The sequence below is a fragment of the Hahella sp. HNIBRBA332 genome (assembly GCF_030719035.1).
Taxonomy (GTDB): Bacteria; Pseudomonadota; Gammaproteobacteria; order Pseudomonadales; family Oleiphilaceae; genus Hahella.
Genome location: NZ_CP132203.1, coordinates 3093779 through 3116096, shown reverse-complemented (window position 1 = coordinate 3116096; position 22318 = coordinate 3093779). Strand labels below are relative to the sequence as shown.

The 22318-nt window shown below is 53.9% G+C and carries 9 protein-coding genes; 5 read left to right on the top strand and 4 right to left on the bottom strand.

Annotated elements, in window-relative coordinates; genetic code table 11:
* Positions 1-198 precede the first annotated feature (198 nt).
* Positions 199-9003 carry a calcium-binding protein gene (locus O5O45_RS13740; protein WP_305905779.1) on the top strand — a complete coding sequence of 2935 codons (8805 nt, stop codon included), beginning with the start codon at positions 199-201 and terminating at the stop codon, positions 9001-9003.
* Positions 9004-9128: 125 nt separating this feature from the next.
* On the opposite strand, the gene O5O45_RS13735 is transcribed toward O5O45_RS13740, so the two are convergent.
* The gene (locus O5O45_RS13735) at positions 9129-9506 is read right to left on the bottom strand and encodes a hypothetical protein (protein WP_305905778.1); all 378 of its coding nucleotides are present in this window, start codon (positions 9504-9506) and stop codon (positions 9129-9131) included.
* Between the two features lie 248 nt (positions 9507-9754).
* On the opposite strand from O5O45_RS13735, the gene O5O45_RS13730 reads away from it, so the two are divergent.
* The 3 genes from O5O45_RS13730 (at position 9755) to O5O45_RS13720 (ending at position 13671) form a co-directional block, all read left to right on the top strand.
* On the top strand, positions 9755-10165 hold the full coding sequence (locus O5O45_RS13730; protein WP_127971692.1) for a hypothetical protein: 411 nt from the start codon (positions 9755-9757) through the stop codon (positions 10163-10165).
* 278 nt (positions 10166-10443) lie between these two features.
* Complete coding sequence (locus tag O5O45_RS13725) at positions 10444-12495, top strand: methyl-accepting chemotaxis protein (protein WP_305905777.1); 2052 nt, start codon at positions 10444-10446, stop codon at positions 12493-12495.
* A gap of 183 nt (positions 12496-12678) precedes the next feature.
* The gene (locus tag O5O45_RS13720) at positions 12679-13671 is read left to right on the top strand and encodes an FAD:protein FMN transferase (RefSeq protein WP_305905776.1); all 993 of its coding nucleotides are present in this window, start codon (positions 12679-12681) and stop codon (positions 13669-13671) included.
* 93 nt (positions 13672-13764) lie between these two features.
* Here O5O45_RS13720 and O5O45_RS13715 read toward each other — a convergent pair whose 3' ends face one another.
* Genes O5O45_RS13715 through O5O45_RS13705 form a run of 3 tightly spaced genes read right to left on the bottom strand, consistent with a single transcriptional unit; the run spans position 13765 to position 19168 of the window.
* Positions 13765-15354, bottom strand: coding sequence for a hypothetical protein (locus tag O5O45_RS13715; RefSeq protein WP_305905775.1), 1590 nt, complete (start codon positions 15352-15354; stop codon positions 13765-13767).
* Positions 15355-15399: 45 nt separating this feature from the next.
* Positions 15400-17871: a LamG domain-containing protein gene (locus tag O5O45_RS13710; RefSeq protein WP_305905774.1), complete on the bottom strand. Its 2472-nt coding sequence runs from the start codon at positions 17869-17871 to the stop codon at positions 15400-15402.
* Between the two features lie 58 nt (positions 17872-17929).
* On the bottom strand, positions 17930-19168 hold the full coding sequence (locus O5O45_RS13705; protein ID WP_305905773.1) for a hypothetical protein: 1239 nt from the start codon (positions 19166-19168) through the stop codon (positions 17930-17932).
* Between the two features lie 512 nt (positions 19169-19680).
* Between O5O45_RS13705 and O5O45_RS13700 the strand changes: the two genes are divergently transcribed.
* The gene (locus O5O45_RS13700; RefSeq protein ID WP_305905772.1) at positions 19681-22314 is read left to right on the top strand and encodes an HzsA-related protein; all 2634 of its coding nucleotides are present in this window, start codon (positions 19681-19683) and stop codon (positions 22312-22314) included.
* Positions 22315-22318 lie beyond the last annotated feature (4 nt).

Here is a 22318-nt window from a genome sequence, read left to right as displayed (position 1 = left end):
CTCAGTGTCTCCATTGATGATTCTTTATCAGGAGATGCTTTATTTAAGTACCGTTTTAAAATTGAGTCAGACGGGCTGATTTCTAGCTGGCGAGACTATTTATACGATATAGAGAGAATTGAGCTCGGTGCTCAAAATGATTCATTGGTTATATCTGGAGTAGATGCTGAAAAGCTAGATGGCCTTGAATATATAGATATGGGAGAGCAAGAGCAGGATAGCGAAGGCGATACGTTAGATATATCCGATATGTCTAGCGGCGTGGTTATAACAAGAGAGGGTAACGAAGGAATAACGGTAAGAGAATCTAAAGGCGATGGCTCGATAGTTGTTAGAAGTGTTGAAACGATCAAGGGCACATCTCACGATGATGAAATAGAGGTTGGAGATAATGGCGTCCGAATTTTTGGAGAGAGTGGTAACGATACTCTGAAGGGCGGCAAAGGAGAAGATCGCCTGGAAGGCGGCGAAGGCTCCGATACCCTCGAAGGTGGCGAAGGCTTTGACACCTATGTCTCGGATAGTTCCGATACGCTGAAAGATTCTGACGGCAATGGAACCGTCAAACTGGAAGACACTACGCTTGTGGGTGGAACCCGTAAAGAAGACGATCCGGAGAATGTTTATAAGAGTAAAGATGGCCGCTTTACCTATGAATTGAATGGATCGGTGCTTACCGTCAACGGCGGCCTAACCATCAACGATTTCTCCAACGGCGATCTCGGTATTCGATTGGAAACTGAAGACGAGCCGGATGATCCGCCTCAGCATGATCCTGATAACTCTGTTGTGCGACGCGATCCGCTGGCGTTCGACCTTGATAACAGCGGTGCGGTCGAAACCTCCGCCCTCGCAGCTTCCACTACTTATTTCGATATCGACAGCGATGGCATCGCTGAAAGGGTGGGCTGGATCAATGCGCGGGATGGTCTGTTGGTCAATGACCTGAATGAGAATGGCTCCATTGATGATATCAACGAGCTGTTCGGCGGCGCGGATGTGGATGGTTTTGAAGCTCTGCGAGTCGCTGGTGATGAAAATGAAGACGGTGTGATCGACGCCAAGGACGCCATTTATTCCAAATTGCAGGTGTGGACTGACACCAACCAGGATGGCCTAAGTCAGGAAGGTGAGCTGCATTCCTTGCAAGATCTGGGGATTGAAGCGATCAAGCTCGACCACGAAACCGTCGATAAAGACAGCAATGGCAACCGCATCATTGCAGAAGGTTCGATTGTCCGTAACGGTGAAGAGGCGTACGCCGCCGCCTTCGACCTGCAATTGGATAACCGCATCACCAAAGACCCAGGTTCCCATACTTTGAACCAAAGCGTATTGCAGGACCTGTTGCAGCGAGGCATTCAGTTGCCGCTCCTGCGCGGTTTCGGCAGCGTCAAGGATTTGCAGACGGTATATGCGCAGAACGAAGCCACACTGGCATTGGTGCAGTCATTGGCCGGTTCTGACGCTAAAACTGTCTATGACAACTTCGGAAAAGTGCTTGCGGACTGGTCCGGGCTTACCGCGCTGCGGGAACAGGCGGGTCTGGATACTAGCAAACCTTTGTCTACAACAGAAAAATTGTGGATTCTGGAAAGCTTCTCCGGTCTGACACAATTCAAGGAATCTATTGAGAGCCAGTTCGCAGAAGGCAAGTCGCCCTATGTGAATCGGATCAATACCAGTTATCTGGATGAGCGTTTTCACGCTCTGAGCATGCACTTCGCCAATCGCTTTTTGGCGCAGTCCGTGTTGGCGGAAGCCTTCTCTGGTGCGTTGTACTCCATTAGCAGCAACAAAATGATGGTGACTGACGCAGCCAAACTGCAGACGTCTCTGGCGGAGTACGCCAAAAATGTCGGCTCCAAAGACGACGCGGCGCTGCTTGCGCAGGTGTACAGCGCATTCCGCACGCAGCTGAATATTGATGAAAACGCAGTCGTTACCCAGTTGCAGGGCCATGAAAACGCCTCCGTGTTTCATGATTTGCTGACCGGCGCGCTGCAGGACGTCAGCATTTGGAATAACAATTACTCCGGCTCGGAAGGCCACTCCTACATTATTGGTTCCGCAGGCGCAGACCGTCTGAACGGCAATGGCGGCGATGATGTGCTGGAAGGCCGTGAAGGCAGTGACACGCTGACTGGCGGCAAAGGCTCAGATCGTATTGTCGGCGGCGTTGGCGACGACAACCTGCAAGGCGGTGAAGGCGATGACCGCTATGAATTCAGCGCAGGGGACGGCAGAGATGTCATCAACAATTCCAACGCAGCGGGAGAAGACCGGATTTACCTCGACGCCAGCATTACCCAGAGCGACGTGCGCCTGGCGCGTAATGGTCGCGATCTGCTAGTGCATATTGGCGAAGAAGGTCAGGTTATTCGCGTCAGTAGCTACTTCAATGAAGATGGCGCCACGGGCTACGCCGTGGATTTTATTGAGTTTGCGGACGGAACCGTCTGGGATGTCGCTACGGTTAAACAGAAAGTACAGGTTCCCACTGAAGGCGCTGATGAGATTTGGGGCTACGACGCCGTTGACGATAACCTGAAAGGGTTGAGCGGTAATGACTCGCTGTACGGCCAGGCTGGCGCGGATACATTGAGCGGCGATGCTGGCAACGATTATCTTCATGGCGGCCAGGGCGACGATAAGCTGTATGGCGGCGAGGGCGCCGATAATCTGCGCGGCGATGTAGGCGATGATCTGCTTGTCGGCGACGGTGGCGATGACTCTTTGTCCGGCGGCGCAGGTAAGGATGTTTACCAAATCGCTAAAGGCGACGGTCATGACACAATCACGGAAGAGTATTCTGAAACAGTGGTGGATCGTGTGGTCTTTGGCGCAGGCATCCTGGCGGAAAATACTGTATTGCTGCGTCGTGGTTGGGACCTTCTGATCAGCATTGATGACGGCGCGCAAACTGTCCGGATCAATAACTACTTCAATAAAGACGCCTCTACAGGATTTGCGTTGGAGTCCATTGAATTTGCTGATGGAACCCTTTGGGACATCGACACAGTCAAGGCGAAAGTGCTGATTCCTACCGAGGGCCAGGATGAGATCTGGGGCTATGACGCCACTAATGACAACCTGACCGGCCTGGCGGGCAATGACGTCATCCGGGGTCAGAAAGGCAACGACGTTATCGACGCGGGCGATGGCGCGGACAAGCTCTATGGGGACGAAGGCGATGATGTGCTGACTGGCGGCAAAGGCGATGACAGCCTTGACGGCGGTGCAGGCAGCGATACCTTCCACTTCAATTTGGGGGATGGGGCCGACACTATCATCGACCGCAATCAAAGTGGTTCCGACATAAACACACTGCAATTCGGACCGGGCATCAGCAAAGATGATTTCTGGGTGCGCCGCAGCGGCGATTCCCTAGTGCTGTTCCACAAGAATATGCAGGATCGAGTCACCGTCAGCCGATATTTCGAAAAAGATGGTCTTGGCGAATATGCGTTGAGCCACATTCGTTTTGACGATGGCTCGGAATTGGATCTGGACGAGCTGAAAAAGCGCGCCATTCTGCCCACCGACGACGCCGACACGATCTATGGCTTCTCCACCAACGACGTGCTCAACGGCCTGAAAGGCAATGATGTGCTTTATGGCAAAGATGGCGATGACATCATTCTGGGTCAGGAAGGCGAAGATAGGCTGTACGGCGAGAACGGTCAGGATGAACTGCAGGGCGGCTTGGGCGAAGACTCACTGTACGGCGGCGCTGATAAAGACCGTCTGTTCGGCCAGGAAGGCAATGATTCTCTCTATGGCGGCGACGGCGACGACGACCTCATTGGCGGTGTGGGCGATGACCATCTGGAAGGCGGAGCCGGCGATGATAATTATTATTTCACCAAGGGCGATGGGAAGGACTCCATTTACGATAACAATGGAAAAATCACCATCTACGTCTCTGAGATTGAGCTGGATGACGTGATCTTCCGACGTAATGGCCGTCACCTGGATGTATTGTTCAAACAGACCGATACCGACAAGATCACCATTCGCGATTACTACCCGGACTTTGGCGGCATCGCTGGTCGCAGTATCGGCTTCTTCCTGCCGGGCTCTGGTTTGTCGCACCTGTTTTCCGCGGAAGACATCAATGCGAAATCCATGGAGGCGACGGAAAAGGCCGACGTGATCTACGGCGATCTGAACGATAACCGTATCGACGGATTGCAGGGCAACGACTTGCTCAATGGCGATCGCGGTAATGACGAACTGCTCGGCGGCGCCGGCAATGACCAGCTTCTTGGCGGTCACGGCGACGACACCCTGAACGGCGGCGTGGGTGACGATACACTCACTGGCGGCGAAGGCGCGGACATTTATCAGTTCACATCTGGCGATGGGCGCGATGTCATCAACAACAATGACAGTGGCGGCTCCGACGCAATAGTGTTCGCCGCGAGTGTGACTCCCTCAAGCGTTAGAGTTTCCCGCGCCAGTAATAACCTGCAGTTGGACTACGGCTCAGGCGATCAGGTGCTGGTGCATGACTTCTTCCGCAACGAAGGAACCACCGGCTACGCCATCGATGAAGTGCGTTTTGCGGACGGAACCGTCTGGGATAAAGAAACCTTGCTGGATATGGCGTTGATCGGCGGCGACGGCGATGAAACCCTGATCGGCTACAGCACTGACGATATCCTGAGCGGCGCTGGCGGCGCTGATACATTATTGGGTAATGACGGCGCCGATAGTCTGTCCGGTGGCGCTGGCGCGGATGATCTGCAAGGCGGGGCCGGCAATGACGTGCTGGCTGGCGACGCCGGCGACGACAAACTTGCCGGCGGCGAAGGCGACGACCTATATCGTTTCGCACGCGGCGATGGCAAAGACGTCATCACCGACGTCAACGGCGCGGATCGCATTGAGTTCACTGATATTGCGTCTACAGCCGTACGTGTGCGACGCGAAGGCGGCAATCTGGTGATCAGCGTTCCCGGTAGCGACGATCAAATCACGATCACTGGCCAGTATCTGGGCGAGCAATTGACGCCAGCGGCTTCCAGTGTGGAAAGCGTGACGTTCAGTGATGGCGTGACTTGGGATTTCGCTGCATTGATGGCGCAGGCGGTTGTCGGCAGCGCAGATGCGGACGTGATTCAGGGCTTTAGCAATGGCGAAACCATCAGTACGTTGGACGGAAACGACAAGGTCCGCGCAGGCGATGGCGATGATGACGTCGACGGCGGCGTTGGCGACGACGAGCTATACGGAGATAGCGGCGCCGATTTGCTTAAAGGCGGCTTGGGCGCGGACCGACTCGACGGCGGCGCGGGCGAGGATCGTCTATTCGGTGGCGACGGCGGCGACACACTGTTCGGCGGTTCCGGAAACGATGAGCTTTTCGGCGAAGAAGGCGCCGATACGCTGCGCGGCGGCGATGGTCAGGATCAGTTATCCGGCGGTCTCGGCGCTGATGAACTATTCGGCGATAGCGGCGCGGACGTTCTGTCTGGCGGCGAAGGAAACGATACGCTGCATGGCGGCTCCGGCGATGACGTATTGAACGGCGACGCTGGCGATGACAAGCTGTATGGCGATGGCGGTCAGGATGAACTATACGGCGGTGCCGGTAAGGACGAACTGTACGGCTCCGGCCAACTGTTCGGCGGCGAAGGCGAAGACATACTGGAAGGCCAGGGAACGCTGGACGGCGGCGACGGTAACGACGAGCTGCGTGGCCTGGGCTCTGACACCCTGCTGGGCGGTGCTGGCGACGATGTGTTGATCGCCAATACCAATACCTGGGCCGAGACTGTGAATACCCTGGCGGGTGGAACCGGCAATGACACTCTTTATGGGTCATTTGGCGACGACACCTATCTGTTCAACCTGGGTGACGGTCGCGACACTCTGATTGAGCGCAGAGAAGGCGAGGCGTTCAACAACATTGAACCCTCCTCCGATACGCTGAAGTTCGGTGAGGGCGTCAAGGCGTCTGATTTGTCCTTCACGCGTCGTGGTAACGATCTAATCATCGAGCACAGCAATGGCGTGGATGGCGTCACTATCAAGAACTGGTATCTGGGCTCCACCGACCACTTCAAGGTGAACCAGTTCCAATTCGCGGATGGTAGCGCTCTTAGTGACGCGGACATTGAAGCGCGTACGGTGACGCTGGGAACCGATGCGGGCGAAACTCTGACCGGATACCGCGAACTGAACGATGAAATCCATGCTGGCGGCGGTGACGATAAAGTCTGGGGTCGTCAAGGAAACGACACTATCTACGGCGACGCCGGAGTGGATTACCTCGATGGCGATGAAGGCGACGACCGCTTGTTTGGCGGCGAAGGCGACGACAACCTGGTGGGCCGCATTGGCGATGACTACCTGGAAGGCGGTCTGGGCGACGACAGCCTGCAAGGCAACGAAGGCGCTGATGAGCTGTATGGACAGGACGGCGAAGACAGTCTCTTCGGCGGCGCCGGCAATGACTTGCTGGATGGCGGCGCGGACAAGGACTACTTTGAAGCCGGAGCCGGCGATGACAAAGTGTTCGGCGGCGCTGGAAACGATCAATTGAGCGGCAACGCTGGCGATGACGAGCTGACCGGAGGCGAGGGCGACGACAAATACGTCTATGGCCCAGGCGACGGTCACGATGTGATCTTCAACGGCGACGGCGGCTTTGACGGTGTGCTCTTTGGGGGCGGACTGAACGAGAGCCGACTGACGTTCAGTCGCGACGGCGATGATTTATTGATCGCCATTGATGACGGCGTCAACGACAGCGTGCGGGTCAAAGACCATTTCAAGGGCGGCGATTTCGCCATTGACTGGGTGCAGCCGGATGGCTCCTCCATGATCAACACCGCCAACATTAACAAACTGGCGGCGGGGGGTGATCCTGACGACGGTGGTTCCGATGGCGAGTACGACAATGTCATGGAAGGCAATGAAGATGGTGAGCAGATTGCTGGAACCAACGGCCGGAACCTGATTCGAGGTCTGGGCGGCGACGATACGATCTTCGCGTTCGGCGGCGATGACCGCATTGAAGGCGGCGATGGCGGCGACCATCTCTACGGCGGCAACGGTAGCGGTGTAGGATCCGGTAACGATGTGATTATCGGCGGAGACGGCAATGACGTTCTGGTCGGGGAAGACGGCGATGACCTGCTGTTTGGCGGCGCTGGCGACGATCACTACTACTACAAGGCCGGTCAAGGTGTGGACGTGATTGACGCCAGTGGCGGCGGCGCGGATTGGGTGTTCTTTCTGGATGGACTGAACCGTTCTCGTCTCAGTTACCACCAGGACGGCGACGATTTGGTGATTCTGGTCGATGGCGATCTGGCGCAACAAGTGCGAGTCAAAGATCATTTCCTGGGCGGCGAACACGCTATCGCCTATGTCCAGCCGACTGACGGCGGCAACGCCATCAGAGCCAGCAGCCTGGTCGGTATGCTGACGCCAATGCCTGACGGCTCTGGCGGTGATAACGGCGGCGGGACCGATAACGGAGGAGATACCGGAGGTGGAACCGATAACGGTGGCGACAATGGCGGTTCTGACAACAATGGTGGGACTGACAACAACGGTGGAGACACCGGAAACGGCGATGGAGAAACCCCACAGCCGCAACTGGGCGAGGACGACGTCATTAATGGCTCCGGCGCTAACGACACCCTGATTGGCGGTTCCGGCGACGACACCTTGTCCGGTGGCGCGGGCGACGACCTCCTGCTGGGCGGCGTGGGCGACGATGTCTATATCTACACCGGCGGTCAGGATGTGCTGCGTGACGCCTCAGGCGTGGATACGTTGCGCTTTGGCGGCGGCATCACCTTCGGACAGGTGTCTTCCGGCCTGACTAAGGCTGGCAATGATCTGGTGCTGAAAGTCAGTGGCGGCGGTCAAGTCACTTTGACGGATTTCTTCCTGGGCGGCGACGCCTTGGTGGAAAACATCGAGTTCGAAACCGGCGGTCAGATCTCGGCCCAGCAGATCTTTGGCGTATTCGGCATGTCCATCCCCGCCGCCAGCGATTACGATCAAACGGTGGACGGCACGCAGAACGGCGACAGCGCCTTGACGGCGGGAGACGGTCGCGATCTGGTTCGCGGTTTCAATGGCGACGATATCCTTAATGGCGGCAAAGGCGACGATCTGCTGATCGGCGGACGCGGCGATGATGTCTATGTGTTTAATGCCGGCGGCGGCATGGATGTCATTGATAACACCGGGGGTGGTTTCGATACCCTGCGCTTTGAGGGAATCGGCTTCGGCCAGGTGTCCAGCGGACTGCAGCGCAACGGGGATCACTTGACGCTAAATGTGAGCGGAGGGTCGGATTCCGTCACCTTGAAGAATTTCTTCAAGGGCGGCGACCATGCGATCGACCGCATTGAGTTCGCCAGCGGCGGTCAAATCACCGGCGACCAGATCTTCGGTGTTTTCGGGATGAGCAATCCTGATCCGGATGGCTCTCCGAATTATTCCGGACTGCCTGACGAGCGCGGATTTGGGACGGTGACCATCGCGGAAGCGGGCGCAGATGTGATATTCGGCTCCTCAGATGGCGACCTCATTGACGGTGGCGCGGGAGACGATCATCTCACTGGTGGACGCGGCGATGACTACCTGATCGGCGGCGCCGGTAACGACACCTACCACTTCGCCGCCGGCGATGGTCGCGACACCATCAACGACTACGCGGGAGCGGGTGAGGATCAACTGCAGTTCGCTGCGGGCGTTGACGAGCAGAATCTCTGGTTCTCTCGCGATGGCGACGACTTGGTGATGGATCTGTTGGGATCGCAGGATCAAGTGCGGGTGCAGAGCTGGTACGCGGATAACTCGCAACAGCTGGAAGCGGTTCGCACTGACGATGCAGTGATTGATGCAGGGCGGATCGAGCAGTTGGTGTCGGCGATGGCCGCATTCGACGCGCCGGTCGGTGGTGAAATCACGCTGTCAGAAGAGCAGCAGAGTCAGGTAAACGCGGCGATCGCCGCGTCCTGGCAAAGCGCTTAATGGTCTAAGTCGGAAGGGGCGGCTTTAGTCGCCCCTGATGTCGAGGATTTAGGCAAGTCTATGAAAAAACCGCGGCGCAACGCCGCGGTTTCTTTAAGCTCAGGAATGATTCCTGCCAGAGGGTTTTAGCCCAGATACTCGATCATAATCCGGGAAATTTTGCCATCCAGGCCATTGTTATAATGGCTTTCAACAGTGACATTGCCGTTGTCGTAAGAGCCGCTGCTGTTGAACGTGCCAACCACGACAGAATCCTGAATATCGCCTTTTATCACGATCTTCGCCCAGTCATCGTCCTTGGAGGCGGATGGGCTGTCATACACCCACATGATAGTGGGGCCGGGAATACCTTCCAGTTTCATGGAGCGCGCTTCGTCGTTCTGAAAGCCGTGGTCGCCATCCTTACAATTGATATCGTAGCTGGTTCCACCGCTCAGCGTATTTCCTACTTGATCTTGTGTTGCGCCATTGCCTTCCCAAAAAGAGATCTGTCCTTTGGTCATCGAAATTTCCTCAATATATGTGTTGTGCATTGTTGTTGCGGATTGAGGCAGCGACAACATCCATGCTGCGTTGGTAACGCTATGCTCTTGCTACTGCTTAAACAACAGTGCTTTCTACCGAAATGTGTGCGGAAGCGGTGATTTTCGCCGCGTTAATGGCTTCTAATTGCTACGCTTATGGTATAGTTGCGCAGTTTTTTAGCGCCGTGAGGCGTGATATTCAATGACGATGCAGGAGTAGATGAACAATGAAAGGCGCTGGCGGTACCTCCGGTGGAGTAGGGCAGTTTTTTATCGGATTAATCATGCTGTGCGGCGGGTTGTACATGTTGTTCAACTCTATCGTCGTCTCATCGAGTTTCGGCATGGGCATGCGTTTGTACGGCTTCAATGCGTTTGGCGGCCACTGGGGCATTACCTCCGGTATGGTGATGATTCCTTTCATGTTCGGCGTGGGCCTGATCTTTTTCAGCGCCAAAAACATTCTGGGCTGGATTTTAACCATTGGTTCACTGACGGCGCTGGTGTTTGGCGTTATTTCCTCTATCCATTTCAGTATGCGCTCCATGACTGCTTTTGAATTGATTGTGATCTTGGTTTTGGCGGTAGGCGGTTTAGGTTTGTTCCTGCGGTCTCTGCGTAACCTGGGCGGGGATTGACGCCCGCAATTAAATCTCGTCATACCTCATGCAGGGCGTCTCAATAGAGGCGCTTTTTTATTGCCTGGCCATAATCAAAGCCTGCAGATTTATCCCTCTTATTTCCCATTAACTTGGTGAGTACTACCTTCCCGAGATTGCTCGTCGGCGCCCGCTTTTTATGATGCGGATCAAGCCGCTAACACTTATTAAGATTCTGTTACAGCTTAAAAATGGTTGATATTTGGCCTGTGATCTATGCTTTTAAAGGGCTCGACAGTCGTTAGTAGGTGTTAGTTATGGCGGTTGACGCTATTTCCCGGTTCTTCTCCTCTCGTTTCAATAGCATAGGCTTCCGGGTTGCGGCGTTGCTGCTAATCACTGCAGTGATTATCTCAGGCGCTTTTTCTTTTACCTGGAGCGGCATGTCGTCGCTGCGGGACCGGTTTACGCACCTGATAGAAAACGTTAATCGCTCTGGTGATTTGGCTGACGAACTGGCGGTCAACTATCTGATCACCACCAAGGGGGTGAATAATATTCTGTCTGTCAACCAGGCGAGCGAGATCCGCGCGAAGCATGAGGCTATCAAGGCGCTTACCCCTGGGTTTATGCAAAACGCTTCGTTGTTGGCGGAGCTGTCGCCGAGCACGCGGGAGCAAGTGGATCTGTTGATTGATCATCGCAACGAACTGGACAGATTGGTGGACAGCATCGTCAAGAGTCAGACCGACGCCATAGAACTGGAGCAGCGCAATATCGCCGCTCTCGCTGCGTTCAGGGCGGAAGGGGATAAGATCTCCAAAATGCTGGCGGATATGATTTCTCTTATCAACATGTTTGAAAGCGATTATCCAGTGGTGATTGAAGCGCAGAATTTGAAGCAGACGATTTTGAGTTTGCAGATAGCGGTGACGCGTTACACCTCAGAAAAAGACCGCAATGCGATGAAGAAGCTGCAGGTGGAGTTCGACGATGGCGTCAAAGAGGGCGTGGCGACGTTAGAGACTCTCAAACGCATGGTGGAGGACGAAGCGACGCTGGCGGACATCGAAGACATCTATCGGGAATATAACGCCTGGATCAAAACGCTGCAGGAGGAAAACGACATCTTCAACGCCTACCTGCTGCGCCTCAATAATCGGGACCAGGCCATAAAGCTCGCCAACGATAGCGATGCGATCATCGCGGATATGAATGCGGCGATTACCCAGATTAATCAGATCACCGGCGATCTGGTCGCTCAATCCAGTGAGAAAACCAACCAGGTTGTGGATAGGGTGAACCGCGCCATCGGTTTCGGCGCCATGGGTTCCCTGATTTCTTTTGTATTGGTGTCGATCATTATCCTTAACGTGGTGATCAAGCCTATCAAAGCGATTACGCGGCGGGTAATGGATATCGCCGAAGGGGAAGGCGACCTTACCCAACGTGTGGAGGTCGGCAATAAAGGTGAGATTGCAGTGCTGGCGTCATACTTCAATGCGTTTATCTGCAAGATTCAGGATGTCATCGTCAGTATTCAATCTGCTAGCGAGAGTATGAAGGATAACATCAGCGAACTGGACAAGTGCGCCCACAATACCTCGGACGTCAGCCAGCGTCAGCGTAACGAGTCGGTCTCATTGCGTGAAGATATGGAGTCCCTGTCGCAATCGGTGGATACCGTCTCGAAGTTCTCGGAAGACTCGATTTTGCTCGCGGAGCAGGCTAATCAAATTGGCGAGAAAACCAAAAATCTGGTTGTGGACTCGATTGAATCTATCGAAGGGCTGGCGACGGATATCAGCCAGGGGGCGGAGATTATCCAGGAATTAGGCTCTGAGATTGAGCAAATCGACTCCGTTGTCAGCGTAATTCGTTCCATTGCGGAACAGACCAACCTGCTGGCGCTCAACGCCGCTATTGAAGCCGCAAGGGCGGGGGAGCAGGGGAGAGGCTTTGCAGTGGTGGCGGATGAAGTGCGTTCTCTTGCTTCGCGAACCCAAGACAGCACCGCTGATATTCAGGCGATGACGGAGAAGCTGCAGGAAGGCTCAAAAAAAGCCATCAGCTTTATGAATAAAAGCCAGGTGAAAGGCAACGCCACGGTGGAAGAAGCGCGCGCCACCGGCGCGCACCTGGATGAAATGGCGCAGGCCATTGAAAGAGTGCGCAATATGAACAGCGAAATCAGCACTGCAGCGACGGCTCAGATGCAGCTTGCCTATGGCGTGAACGACCGTATCCGGCTGGTGGACGAGATCAGCCTGGAAACCGATAAGGAAGCGCACCGCAGTGCGGAAAATAGCGAGCGCTTAAGCAACTTGAGTGAACAACTGACGCAATTGGTGCGCAAGTTCCGCATCTAATCGCTATTCAAGCGTCGCCGTCGGGCTCTGATCAATTTCAGGGAACGTCAGCGCAAGCTTTTAGCCCAACGTCCTTTCGCCTATGTCTGTGATCACAAAGCCTTTTAGCGTTGTGGCGGCAGGTTGTAATTGCCCGCCGGCTGGGGTATACCTCTGCGTCAAATCCGCTGCGGTAGTTAATCCATGAAGAAACCATTTGCCCTGATAAGCGGCGTTTTGCTGCTTGCTTCTTTTGTTCAATCCGCTTCCGCTGAATGGTTCAGTAAAGACTGGAATGGCATGGGCACAAAAATTCGCGCTGAGGTCTGGGTGGACGAGGGTGGTTCTGTTGCGGCGGAAAAAGCGTTTGCGGCGGTGGATCAGGAGTTTGATCGTCTTGAAGCGCTGATGAGCGTCTACATCGACAGTAGCGAAGTGTCCAAGGTGAATCGACTTGCTGGTAAACAGGCGGTGGTTATTACGCCGGAGCTGTTCCACCTGATTGAAAAGGCGCAGCGGGTGTCTGAGCTGAGCAATGGAGCTTTTGATATCACCTTCGCATCCATCGGCAAGTACTATAATTATCGCGAAGGGCTGGCTCCCGACGATAAACAAATAGAGGAAAATCTTCCGGCGATTAATTATCGGTGGATAGAAATGGATCCGGCGACGCTCAGCATTCATTTTAAAGATCCGAGGGTCACCATTGATCTCGGCGGCATCGCCAAGGGCTATGCCGTAGACAAGGCTATCGAAAAACTGGCGGACATGGGGATCCAATATGCGCTGGTGAGCGCCGGTGGCGACAGTCGCCTTCTGGGCGATAAACATGGTCGACCTTGGATTGTTGGCGTGAAAGATCCGCGTCTGGAAGATAAGAACGCCGTCCTGATACCTCTGGAAAACACGGCAATGTCTACTTCTGGGGATTATGAGCGCTTCTTTATGCACGATGGCGTGCGGGTTCACCACATAATTTCCCCGAAAACCGGAAAGTCGGCGGAGGAATCCCAAAGCGTGACCATTATCGGTCCAGATGCGACGACTACGGATGCGCTTTCCACCACCGTCTTCATTCTCGGTGCGGAAAAGGGGCTGGAACTGATTGAAAAACTACCGGGCATTGATGCGATTATTATCGACCGCAATCGCAAAATGCATTATTCGTCGGAACTGAAACCGCCGACGGCGGAGTAGCTGTTGGAAATGCGCCGTCGGATCGAAGATCTGTCATCATAAAAAAGGGCCCAGCAGGCCCTTTATTTCATATTGTCTAGGTGAACGATGAACTTAACCGATGGTACCGTTCACGATAGGTTGAAATGCAGTCAAACGGTCCAGATCGGAAGAAGAGCCCAGTCCGTGTTGTTCAAATCCTTTAGTGGAGGCGAACTGACTTTGCTCTCCATGCAACGCCATATAATTCAACACAACAGTGTTCACCAATAGGTTGACGTTGTTCGCCGCAGGACTTGAAGAGGTTTCAACTGAGGCATCGGCGCGCATGTGGCCAATCTGGCGATGTCGCTCCTGTTGCTCAGTAGTGGAGCCCATCAGCGCTGGGCGCCCATTAGGGTTGTAGACCAGGAAGAAAGATGCGGCGGTGGATGAGTTATCCCCCGTCCATTCTCCTTTTCCGCGACCGTCTACGGAGCTGTCTATACGTCCGTTACTGGCTAGTGAACCGTCGCTGAAGACATACATCATCAAAGGCATACCCAGGCGTGCGGCATACTCCAGGCAGGCGCCCATGCAGCGACCGGCGCGTAGATCGCGGCGTTCGCCCGTGGCGCGCTCGCCGGTGTGATAGTCGAATCCTCCCATGGTGATAGTGCCGGCGCCGGCATAGCCGTTCAGCACCATTTTCATTACCGATGCGGTTTTTCTGAACTCTCCATCGCTATCAAACTCAGCCTGGGTAAATATGCCTGAAGGGCCGACGATAGTGGTGTCGAGGGCCGGGTTCAATGAGGCGGGGTTCCCGAAACGATCCGCTAGATCTGCGCTCTTAAGATAGCCACAGTCCACCAGCTTTTTAACGACTTCATCAGTGGTGACAACGCCGGTTTTCTTATCGCTGATGCGATAAATCGCCTCCATGACCGCCACCGCGTCGGACTGATCGAGCAAACCGACGAGATCGCCCACATCCACCAGGCCTGTCACATCGCTGGGACGATCGACCTTGGTGGGGCGGATTTTCGGATTCATCAGCATCGCAGGGGCCATGGAGTTGCCGCCGGAATCCGAACTGCTGGAGCCAATCAGAGACACCAATGAGCCGTCCGCTCCGGCGTTGTAGATCCCGTACATCGGGTTATGCGGGTTGTTACCAGTATCATTGTCCGAACGCGCAGGAATGACTGCGCCGTTGACAAAGCCGCGAGTAGCAGCTTGAGTTTTCTCTAGAATACCACGCAGAAACGCGCTGTCGGAGTGAAACGCCAGCCCTAGTTCCTGGCTGACGAAGCCGCCTGGCACGCCGGGTGAGCTGCCAATTGCTGGGGTCATGTCGCCGGGCAGGCCGAGTTTGCTATATCCCGCCGTGCTGAGGAAGTCCAACTGACCGCCTTGTTGCCCAACCAGAACATTAGAGCCAGATATGTTGGCCCCGCCCGCAAGGTCGAAACAGATAAAAGGTATCTTTCCGGCGCCTTGTACGGCGATGCCACAGGAGGACTTCAATGACTCCAGATCCGAAGAGAGCGCTGCATGCGCTTCTCTTGGGTTCGCGAAGAGACCTAGTATGGATGTGCCGAACATGGTTCCGGCGCCAGCCAGAAAGCCTTGGGCGATAAAGTCCCTACGTGTCACCGGGCGCTTGTGGTCCGGGTGAAACAGCGGCTCGTCGAGGCCGTAAGGTCCACGTCTTCTTGCCATGATAAAACCACCTCTATCGAAATTTTTGCCGTTGATCGTCAAACTTTATTGCACCAGCATCGCGGCGCTGCCTAGTACAGCGGCGCAGCTTGCTTTGACAACTGTTTCGGTTCTGTCCGCGGAGCATCCGCCGCCGCATGCAACCAGTTTGTCGATCAACTGATTCAATTCGGCTCTAACATCGGCGCCATCTGGTTGTGACGCCAAGTTTACCCCCATGCCTTTATTCAGCAGTGGGTCAATGACCAAGTCTCTTCCTGCGCCGGAGAAGGCGCTGGATGCGCTGGCGTTGAAATCAAAGCCAGGGAAGAACGCGCTGCGCAGCGTGTTGCTTTCCACTAGAGCGTCACAATACTGGATCGCCAACTGGGTGACTCCCATTTGATGCGAAGCCAGGAACGTATTGATGTTCTCAACGGTAGGCAACTGCTGCTTCACCGTTTCAAAAGTTGACCTTACTCCAGGACTGGAGGCGCTGACGCCAGTGATGGCTGACATGGTTGCGTTGATTTCGTCGAAATTACGCAGGCCAATATCAGGAACCGGGTCGCCGTCCGCGGGGGGGCCAGGAGGAGTAGGGTCCGCTTCGATATAAACATGGCTGTTGGATCCCAACTGCTCAAAGGTCAGGAAGAACTCATCTTCCTCAGGGCCTTTTTCCAGCGCTATGATAGTTCCCCTGTCAGACATTGCTTGGCCGTTATCCGGAGTATAGCTAGTCTCGTTCAAGGAGATGTTCATGTTCTTATAAGCCTGCCCAACGGTGACTTCGCGTCCGTTCATCCCAAGACGCATGCCTTTGACAGGAATACTGGAAGGCTCAGCGTTTGGATCAAGGCTGATAAAGAAGGGGGCGTTGAACAAATAGCTGTAGCTATCGAATTGGCTAACCTCGAATACAATGTAACTCTGCGGTACGTCGATCAGGTGAGACGTGCCGAACAGCAGATAGAACTTCTGTCCAACTCCTGCTTCAAAGTTCTGCGAGATCTGGTCCTGAGTCAATGCCCGGTTATGGACCGCCACCATTCGAATGGTTCCTTGCCAGGGACGATTATTGGAGGCCTCATTGCCCAATACGAAGGCGAAGGTGTCGTCCCAGTCATTCAGGTTGCCAGCGGTAGTCATATCTTCATCGTCAGTAAACCTGCCGTTCACATAGATTCTGCGTCCATTTGCCGGACTATAAGTCGCCACGACATGCTGTAAGGTGGCCTGTAGATCTTCGTCGTTATTGTCCGTCACCAGAGCGGGTTCGCCATTTTGATCTGTTTCGCTGGTGCGGTTCATCAAGCTGTAGCTGTATAGAACCTGCCCCAAAGTGAAATTGCGGGCATTGACGCCTGCGGAATAACTGATAATTCTCGCAGGGCCTTCCTGAGTTACGTTACCGGGAGCGACCCAAGCCTCAATGGTGTATTCGCCGGTGGCTTTGATCAGGTCATGCAGCTTTTTACTGTTGGACGTGGAGCCTTGCGCCTTGCCCCCGTTCAACTTGATGCCCCAGCCGCCAACCCATTCGACGTCATTGGTCAGCGTTAGATTCAATGCAGGGTCGACGCCGCTAGTGTCGTAGGCGGTAACGCCCTCGCCGGTTTTGAACTCATACAGAGCAATTACGTTTTGTTCATAACGACCACCGCTATTCGCCGCCAAACCGTCAGTCAGGCTTAATGCTTTACTTGCGACTAATTCAGGATCTACCTGATCTGGGTCGATATTGCCGGAAAAGGTTTCTACAGCTTCCAGCATTTTTGCGGCATCGTTAGCGCAGGAGCCGGACCAGCAGTTGTGGAACTCATCACGCAGGCGTACAACAAAGCGAGAGTTGGTGGGCGTGCCCAAATCTATTTTACTTTTAGCTGCTGCGTAGGCGGAGTCCACATCGGCTCCAGCGAAATAAGGGGACTGCGGAATCGCAGCGCTTTCCCGGTGGCAGCCGGCGCAGTTTGTGGTCAGCAATGGATATACCGTAGAGCTGAATAGGGAGGAATCGGCAGGGAAGTTTTTGGTTTCACCCGGATCTTTGTCCGTTGGCGCTATCAGGTCAATTTTCTTGGTGTCGCCGGAGGCTCCGCCCGCCCAGTCGCTAATATATTTTGTGATCAGCTCGCCACAGATCTGGACACTGTTCTCCCAGCAGTTATGGCCCTCAAGTACTTTGGATACCATGCGTGACTGCGATGGGTCGCTAAGATTGACGACTTTATTCGCCTCGGAATAAGCGACATTGATGTCGTCCTTGTGCACGAACATGGGGGACTGACCGCCTGTAGTATGGCAGCTGCCGCACCGATTGGTTGGTGAAAGCTTGTCCCAAAGGCTGAGCTTGAATTGTTGCACGTCGTCTGTCGCGGGCGCGGGTCCGCTGTAATTGCCGCCTTGTCCGGGGCGGTTTGTATTGGGAAGATTTTCGTTGGAAGCTCCGCTATTGCCGCCGCAACCGCTGAGCAGAATGCTGATCGCGGCGATCGATATGGCGACCGCTCTTATTATCTGCTGTTGTATTGAGCTCATGATGTTCACAGTCGTAATCCGATTAAGAATTCTTGTTTGGCGAAACAGGCTGTCTGTTTCACTCGCCCATGCAATATGCGGCAGATTCAGCGAACACTCGCTTCATTTTGTAACCGCTGGCTTTGAATGACGAAACCATTGCGCTGATCTGATCCCTATCCGCGCTGTTAATCGGCGACCGCAGACAAACGGTGCGGAAGACGTTTTTCACTTGGCACTGAGCAAACGCTTCTGAATGCGCAAGTTCTATACCCATGCTTTTGGCGCCCTGACCAGAGCCGGTCAGGCTTTTGTCCCAGCCCAGCAGACTGTTCTGGCCTTCTCTCCAATAATTGTCCCAATGGTCGTCCGGGGTGACATAGCCGTATTCGAAGGTCGTGGAGTTTATATGATACTTGCCCTGTACGCGGGTACCCGTATCCGGGTCGGTCATCCCTTCCGTGTTATAGACCAGCACGCCGTTTTCACCATCGGGATCGGCGTCCATATCGTATTCGTATTCATAGTAAGCGAAGGCTTGCGCCATAGGGTCCATACCGCTGTGACACCCCACGCAGTTGTTGAGAAAAATCCGGCTGTCGCCGCCTGGGCTGCGTGATACATCCTGACGGATGCGGTCGGGAGAACGGGTAATGTCTTTCACCTGCTCCAGGTCGTTGCAGAGATGATTCATCAAGGTGAACCGGAACATGGCGCGGTTGGTGCCGCCGCTGAAGAAAGCCTTGGCCGCTGCGCGTGTGGTCATAATACCTGCGGTGGCTTCAGCAGGCAGGGCCTGAGTGGTGTGCACCAAATCGTCTTTCAGGCTGACGCCCTGAGTTTCCAGAAATTCGTAATGGGCGTTATTCGCTAAAGAATAGGCGGGCGCGCCCAGACTGCTTTTCCCGACATAAAGGTGATTGCCGTAAAGCACTTCCCGAAAGTCTATCCCCAGAACATCTTCATCGCGAATCATGCCGACGACGGTGGCGGTATAGTCATTCAAGGGAACAAATAATGACTGCGCCTCATTGGTCCAGGGCGCAACCATATTTTTCAGGGTTACGTCATAAAAATTTTTGTTTTCCATGGCGGTATAGGCGGCGGCGATGGGGTCGCCGGAGGTTATATCGCTGGCCATGTCGTTAAGTACGGACTCGCTGGGAGGCGTCCCGGCGATACGATCATGGATTCTCTTAGCCTGTTCCCTGGGGCCTGCCTCTGCTGCAGTAGATAGGGTTAAAGCCAGTGAGAGTAGAGATATAACGCAACGCTTAACCTGTCTGCGCTTATTATCTATGGGAGTTAGACTACTCATACTTTATTTTCTCCTGCAGCTCTGTGCAGTGCGCTTAAACGAATGGTTAGGTGATAATTAATACTAATTGATAAAACGACAAATATTAAATGTTCATATGTTCTATGAAGAATGGCCTATACACAGAACTAGTCATAATTCTTTATAAAATAGTGTAGTAGAACAGGCTAACGTTGTTTTGTGCGGGCCCGCACGCTATTACACTTACTTACAAATCGTCCCTGGCTTCTATAATTGTCAGCGACATAATTTCAGAGACGGCATATTAAGTATTTTCCACTTAGTATTGGCCCTGGGCCTTATAGCTAAACAAGCGTTTGAATGGAGTTTGTCAGAAATATTGGCGCAAGCCGTGCGGATAAATTAAGCTCACCGGCTTGTAACAATAATTTAAAATAATTGGTCTGACTGCCATTTGGCATTACCGACAGTGAATGCTTATGAATAAAATAATGACGCCGCCCAATAAATTTTATGTATTTGGATATCGACGACTCCGTCAAATAATTCCTTTGTCCGTATTAACATTTGCGCTTACCGCCTGCGGTGGCGGCATTGGCGGCGCCAATCAGGATCCTGATCCGGTTATTCAGGATATTCCTATCGCCTACGTGAAACGCCCTTTACTGGCTGATGAAGACGGCAATCTGCTGACCGCTGATGCTCGTGCGCCGCTTGATTTCCTTCCTGGCGCAGTGCTTTATCTGAGAAGTCAGGCTTCTCCCAGCGCTCCTGAACGGGACATAAGCTCTAAGGCGTTTCAGGGAGAGGAGTTTCTTAATGAAGAGGGACAGCTCTTATACGACGTCAGAGATGTGGACGTTTCCTCCGATGGGGCCAAAATCGTATTCGCCATGCGTGCTCCGGAAATTGAAGATGCGGATGAAGATGAGCAGCCGACCTGGAATCTCTGGGAGTACGATGTGGCGTCCCGCTCGTTGGAGCGGGTGATTGCCTCTGATAATGTCGCTGAGGCCGGGGATGACATCTCGCCGCATTATCTTCCTGATGGACGTATCGTCTTTGCCTCCACCCGCCAGCGACAGTCTCAGGCAATATTATTGGATGAGGGTAAGCCTCAGTTTGAAGCGTTGAATGAAGATCGTCGCGACCCTTCTTTGGTCTTGCACGTCATCAGCCCTGATACCGATGAAATCAAGCAGATTACCTTCAACCAGAGTAGTGATTTGGATCCGTTCGTCACTCAGAACGGTAAGATAATTTTCACGCGCTGGGACAATATGGGCGGTAATAACTCCATGAACCTGTATCGGGTGAACCCTGATGGGACGGGTCTGGAGTATCTATATGGTCGTCATAGTCATGATACGGGCTCCAGTAATGAAGCGGTGCAATTCCTCAAACCAGTGGAGCTTGAGGATGGGCGCATCATGGTGAGTCTGCGTCCGTATCAAAGCAGCCGTTATGGTGGAGCATTGGTCGCCATTGATGTTGAAAACTTTACTGAGCACGATCAGCCTACTTATGAAAATCGAGGCGTGACGACGAGCGGTCAGACCAGGCTGACGCCTAGTGATGTCTCTACGGACGATGACGTGCAAACCCTCGCCGGGACATTCAATTCCGCTTATCCCATGATGGATGGCACCGGGCGATTGCTGGTGAGTTGGAGCCAATGCCGCTTGTTGGATTCCGATAACGATATTGTTCCCTGCACCAAAGATCGATTGGAGGACTCTGATTATCAGGCGGCGCCGCCTTTGTATGGTCTTTGGATCTACAATGCAGCGGATGGAACCCAATTGCCCGTGGTAGTTCCTTCCGAAAATGTCTTATATACCGATGCGGTCGTGCTGCAAACACGCACGCGACCAGACTCTATTCTTGACGGCGACGGATTGGATGCTGACCTTGGCGATAGCGGGTACGGCATCGTACATATACGCAGCGTATACGACATTGACGGGACTGACACGACTCCTGCGGGCGTCAGCGCTATGGCGGATCCAGTGCAGACCTCTGCGGACAATCGGCCCGCCAGATTTTTGCGTGTTATCAAAGCGGTTTCCATGCCTGACAGGGATATCGCGGATGTTCCAGGTACGGCTTTCGGCGCCAGCGCTGGACAGTTAATGCGAGAAATTCTGGGTTATGTTCCCATTGAGCCGGATGGCTCCGTGAAGTTTGCTGTCCCCGCCAACGTGGCGTTTGCGGTGAGCGTAGTGGATAAATCGGGCAAACGAACCAGTCCTCGGCATCAGAACTGGCTGCAGGTGAAGCCAGGAGAAACGATGGAATGCATTGGTTGTCATACAGCGAATAGCGAGGCTCCTCATGGTCGTCCGGAAGCTCAGGCGCCATCCATCAATGTCGGCGCGGCTACGACAGGTCTGCCATTCCCCAATACGGACCCTGCTCTGTTTGCTGATATGGGCGAAACCATGGCGGAAACCTACGCCCGAATCAATGGCTTGCGATACCTGAATCCTGATATTGTATTTGACGATGAGTGGACCGACGCTAATATTACTGCAAAAGCGGAGAGTTTCAGTTACGCCTATGCCGACTTGGCTGGTAGTGCGCCTGTATCAAGCGCGTGCGCTTCCCCTAAGGACGCCAAGTGTAGAGTGGTAATTAATTACGAGACCCATATTCACCCTATATGGGGGAAAGATCGTCAGGTTCTGGATGATGATGGAACCACTGTATTAGCGGATCACACCTGTAATACATGCCACGGACTCACCGACGCCATAGCGGTGGTTCAGGTTCCAGCAGCACAATTGGACTTAGGCGATGGGCCTTCTACGGATCAAGCGGACCACTTTAAGTCGTACCGGGAACTGCTGTTCAATGATGCGGAACAGGAAATTATCGAAGGAGTGCTTGTGGATCGCCAGATTCCTGTCTTGGACGATGACGGCAATCAAGTGTTCGAAACCGACGGCAATGGCGATCTTATTTTGGACGATGATGGCAATCCAATCCCCGTGACGACTACGGTCGCCGTTAACCGGTCGATGACACCGCAAGGAGCAATCGCCAGCACTCGCTTTTTCGCGCCTTTCCAGACGGGGGGAAGCCATGAAGGATGGCTTGAGCCAGTCGAGTTGAAGTTGATATCCGAGTGGCTGGATATTGGAGCGCAGTACTACAACAACCCATTTGACGTTCCACAGGATTAAAGAC

What these genes read in the sequence shown, in the direction of transcription:
- O5O45_RS13730 (WP_127971692.1), top strand. Translation starts at nt 9,755, where the DNA reads ATGAAAGGCGCTGGCGGTACCTCCGGTGGAGTAGGGCAGTTTTTTATC.
- O5O45_RS13705 (WP_305905773.1), bottom strand. Translation starts at nt 19,168, where the DNA reads ATGAGTAGTCTAACTCCCATAGATAATAAGCGCAGACAGGTTAAGCGT.
- O5O45_RS13710 (WP_305905774.1), bottom strand. Translation starts at nt 17,871, where the DNA reads ATGAGCTCAATACAACAGCAGATAATAAGAGCGGTCGCCATATCGATC.
- O5O45_RS13720 (WP_305905776.1), top strand. Translation starts at nt 12,679, where the DNA reads ATGAAGAAACCATTTGCCCTGATAAGCGGCGTTTTGCTGCTTGCTTCT.
- O5O45_RS13735 (WP_305905778.1), bottom strand. Translation starts at nt 9,506, where the DNA reads ATGACCAAAGGACAGATCTCTTTTTGGGAAGGCAATGGCGCAACACAA.
- O5O45_RS13715 (WP_305905775.1), bottom strand. Translation starts at nt 15,354, where the DNA reads ATGGCAAGAAGACGTGGACCTTACGGCCTCGACGAGCCGCTGTTTCAC.
- O5O45_RS13725 (WP_305905777.1), top strand. Translation starts at nt 10,444, where the DNA reads ATGGCGGTTGACGCTATTTCCCGGTTCTTCTCCTCTCGTTTCAATAGC.
- O5O45_RS13740 (WP_305905779.1), top strand. Translation starts at nt 199, where the DNA reads ATGGGAGAGCAAGAGCAGGATAGCGAAGGCGATACGTTAGATATATCC.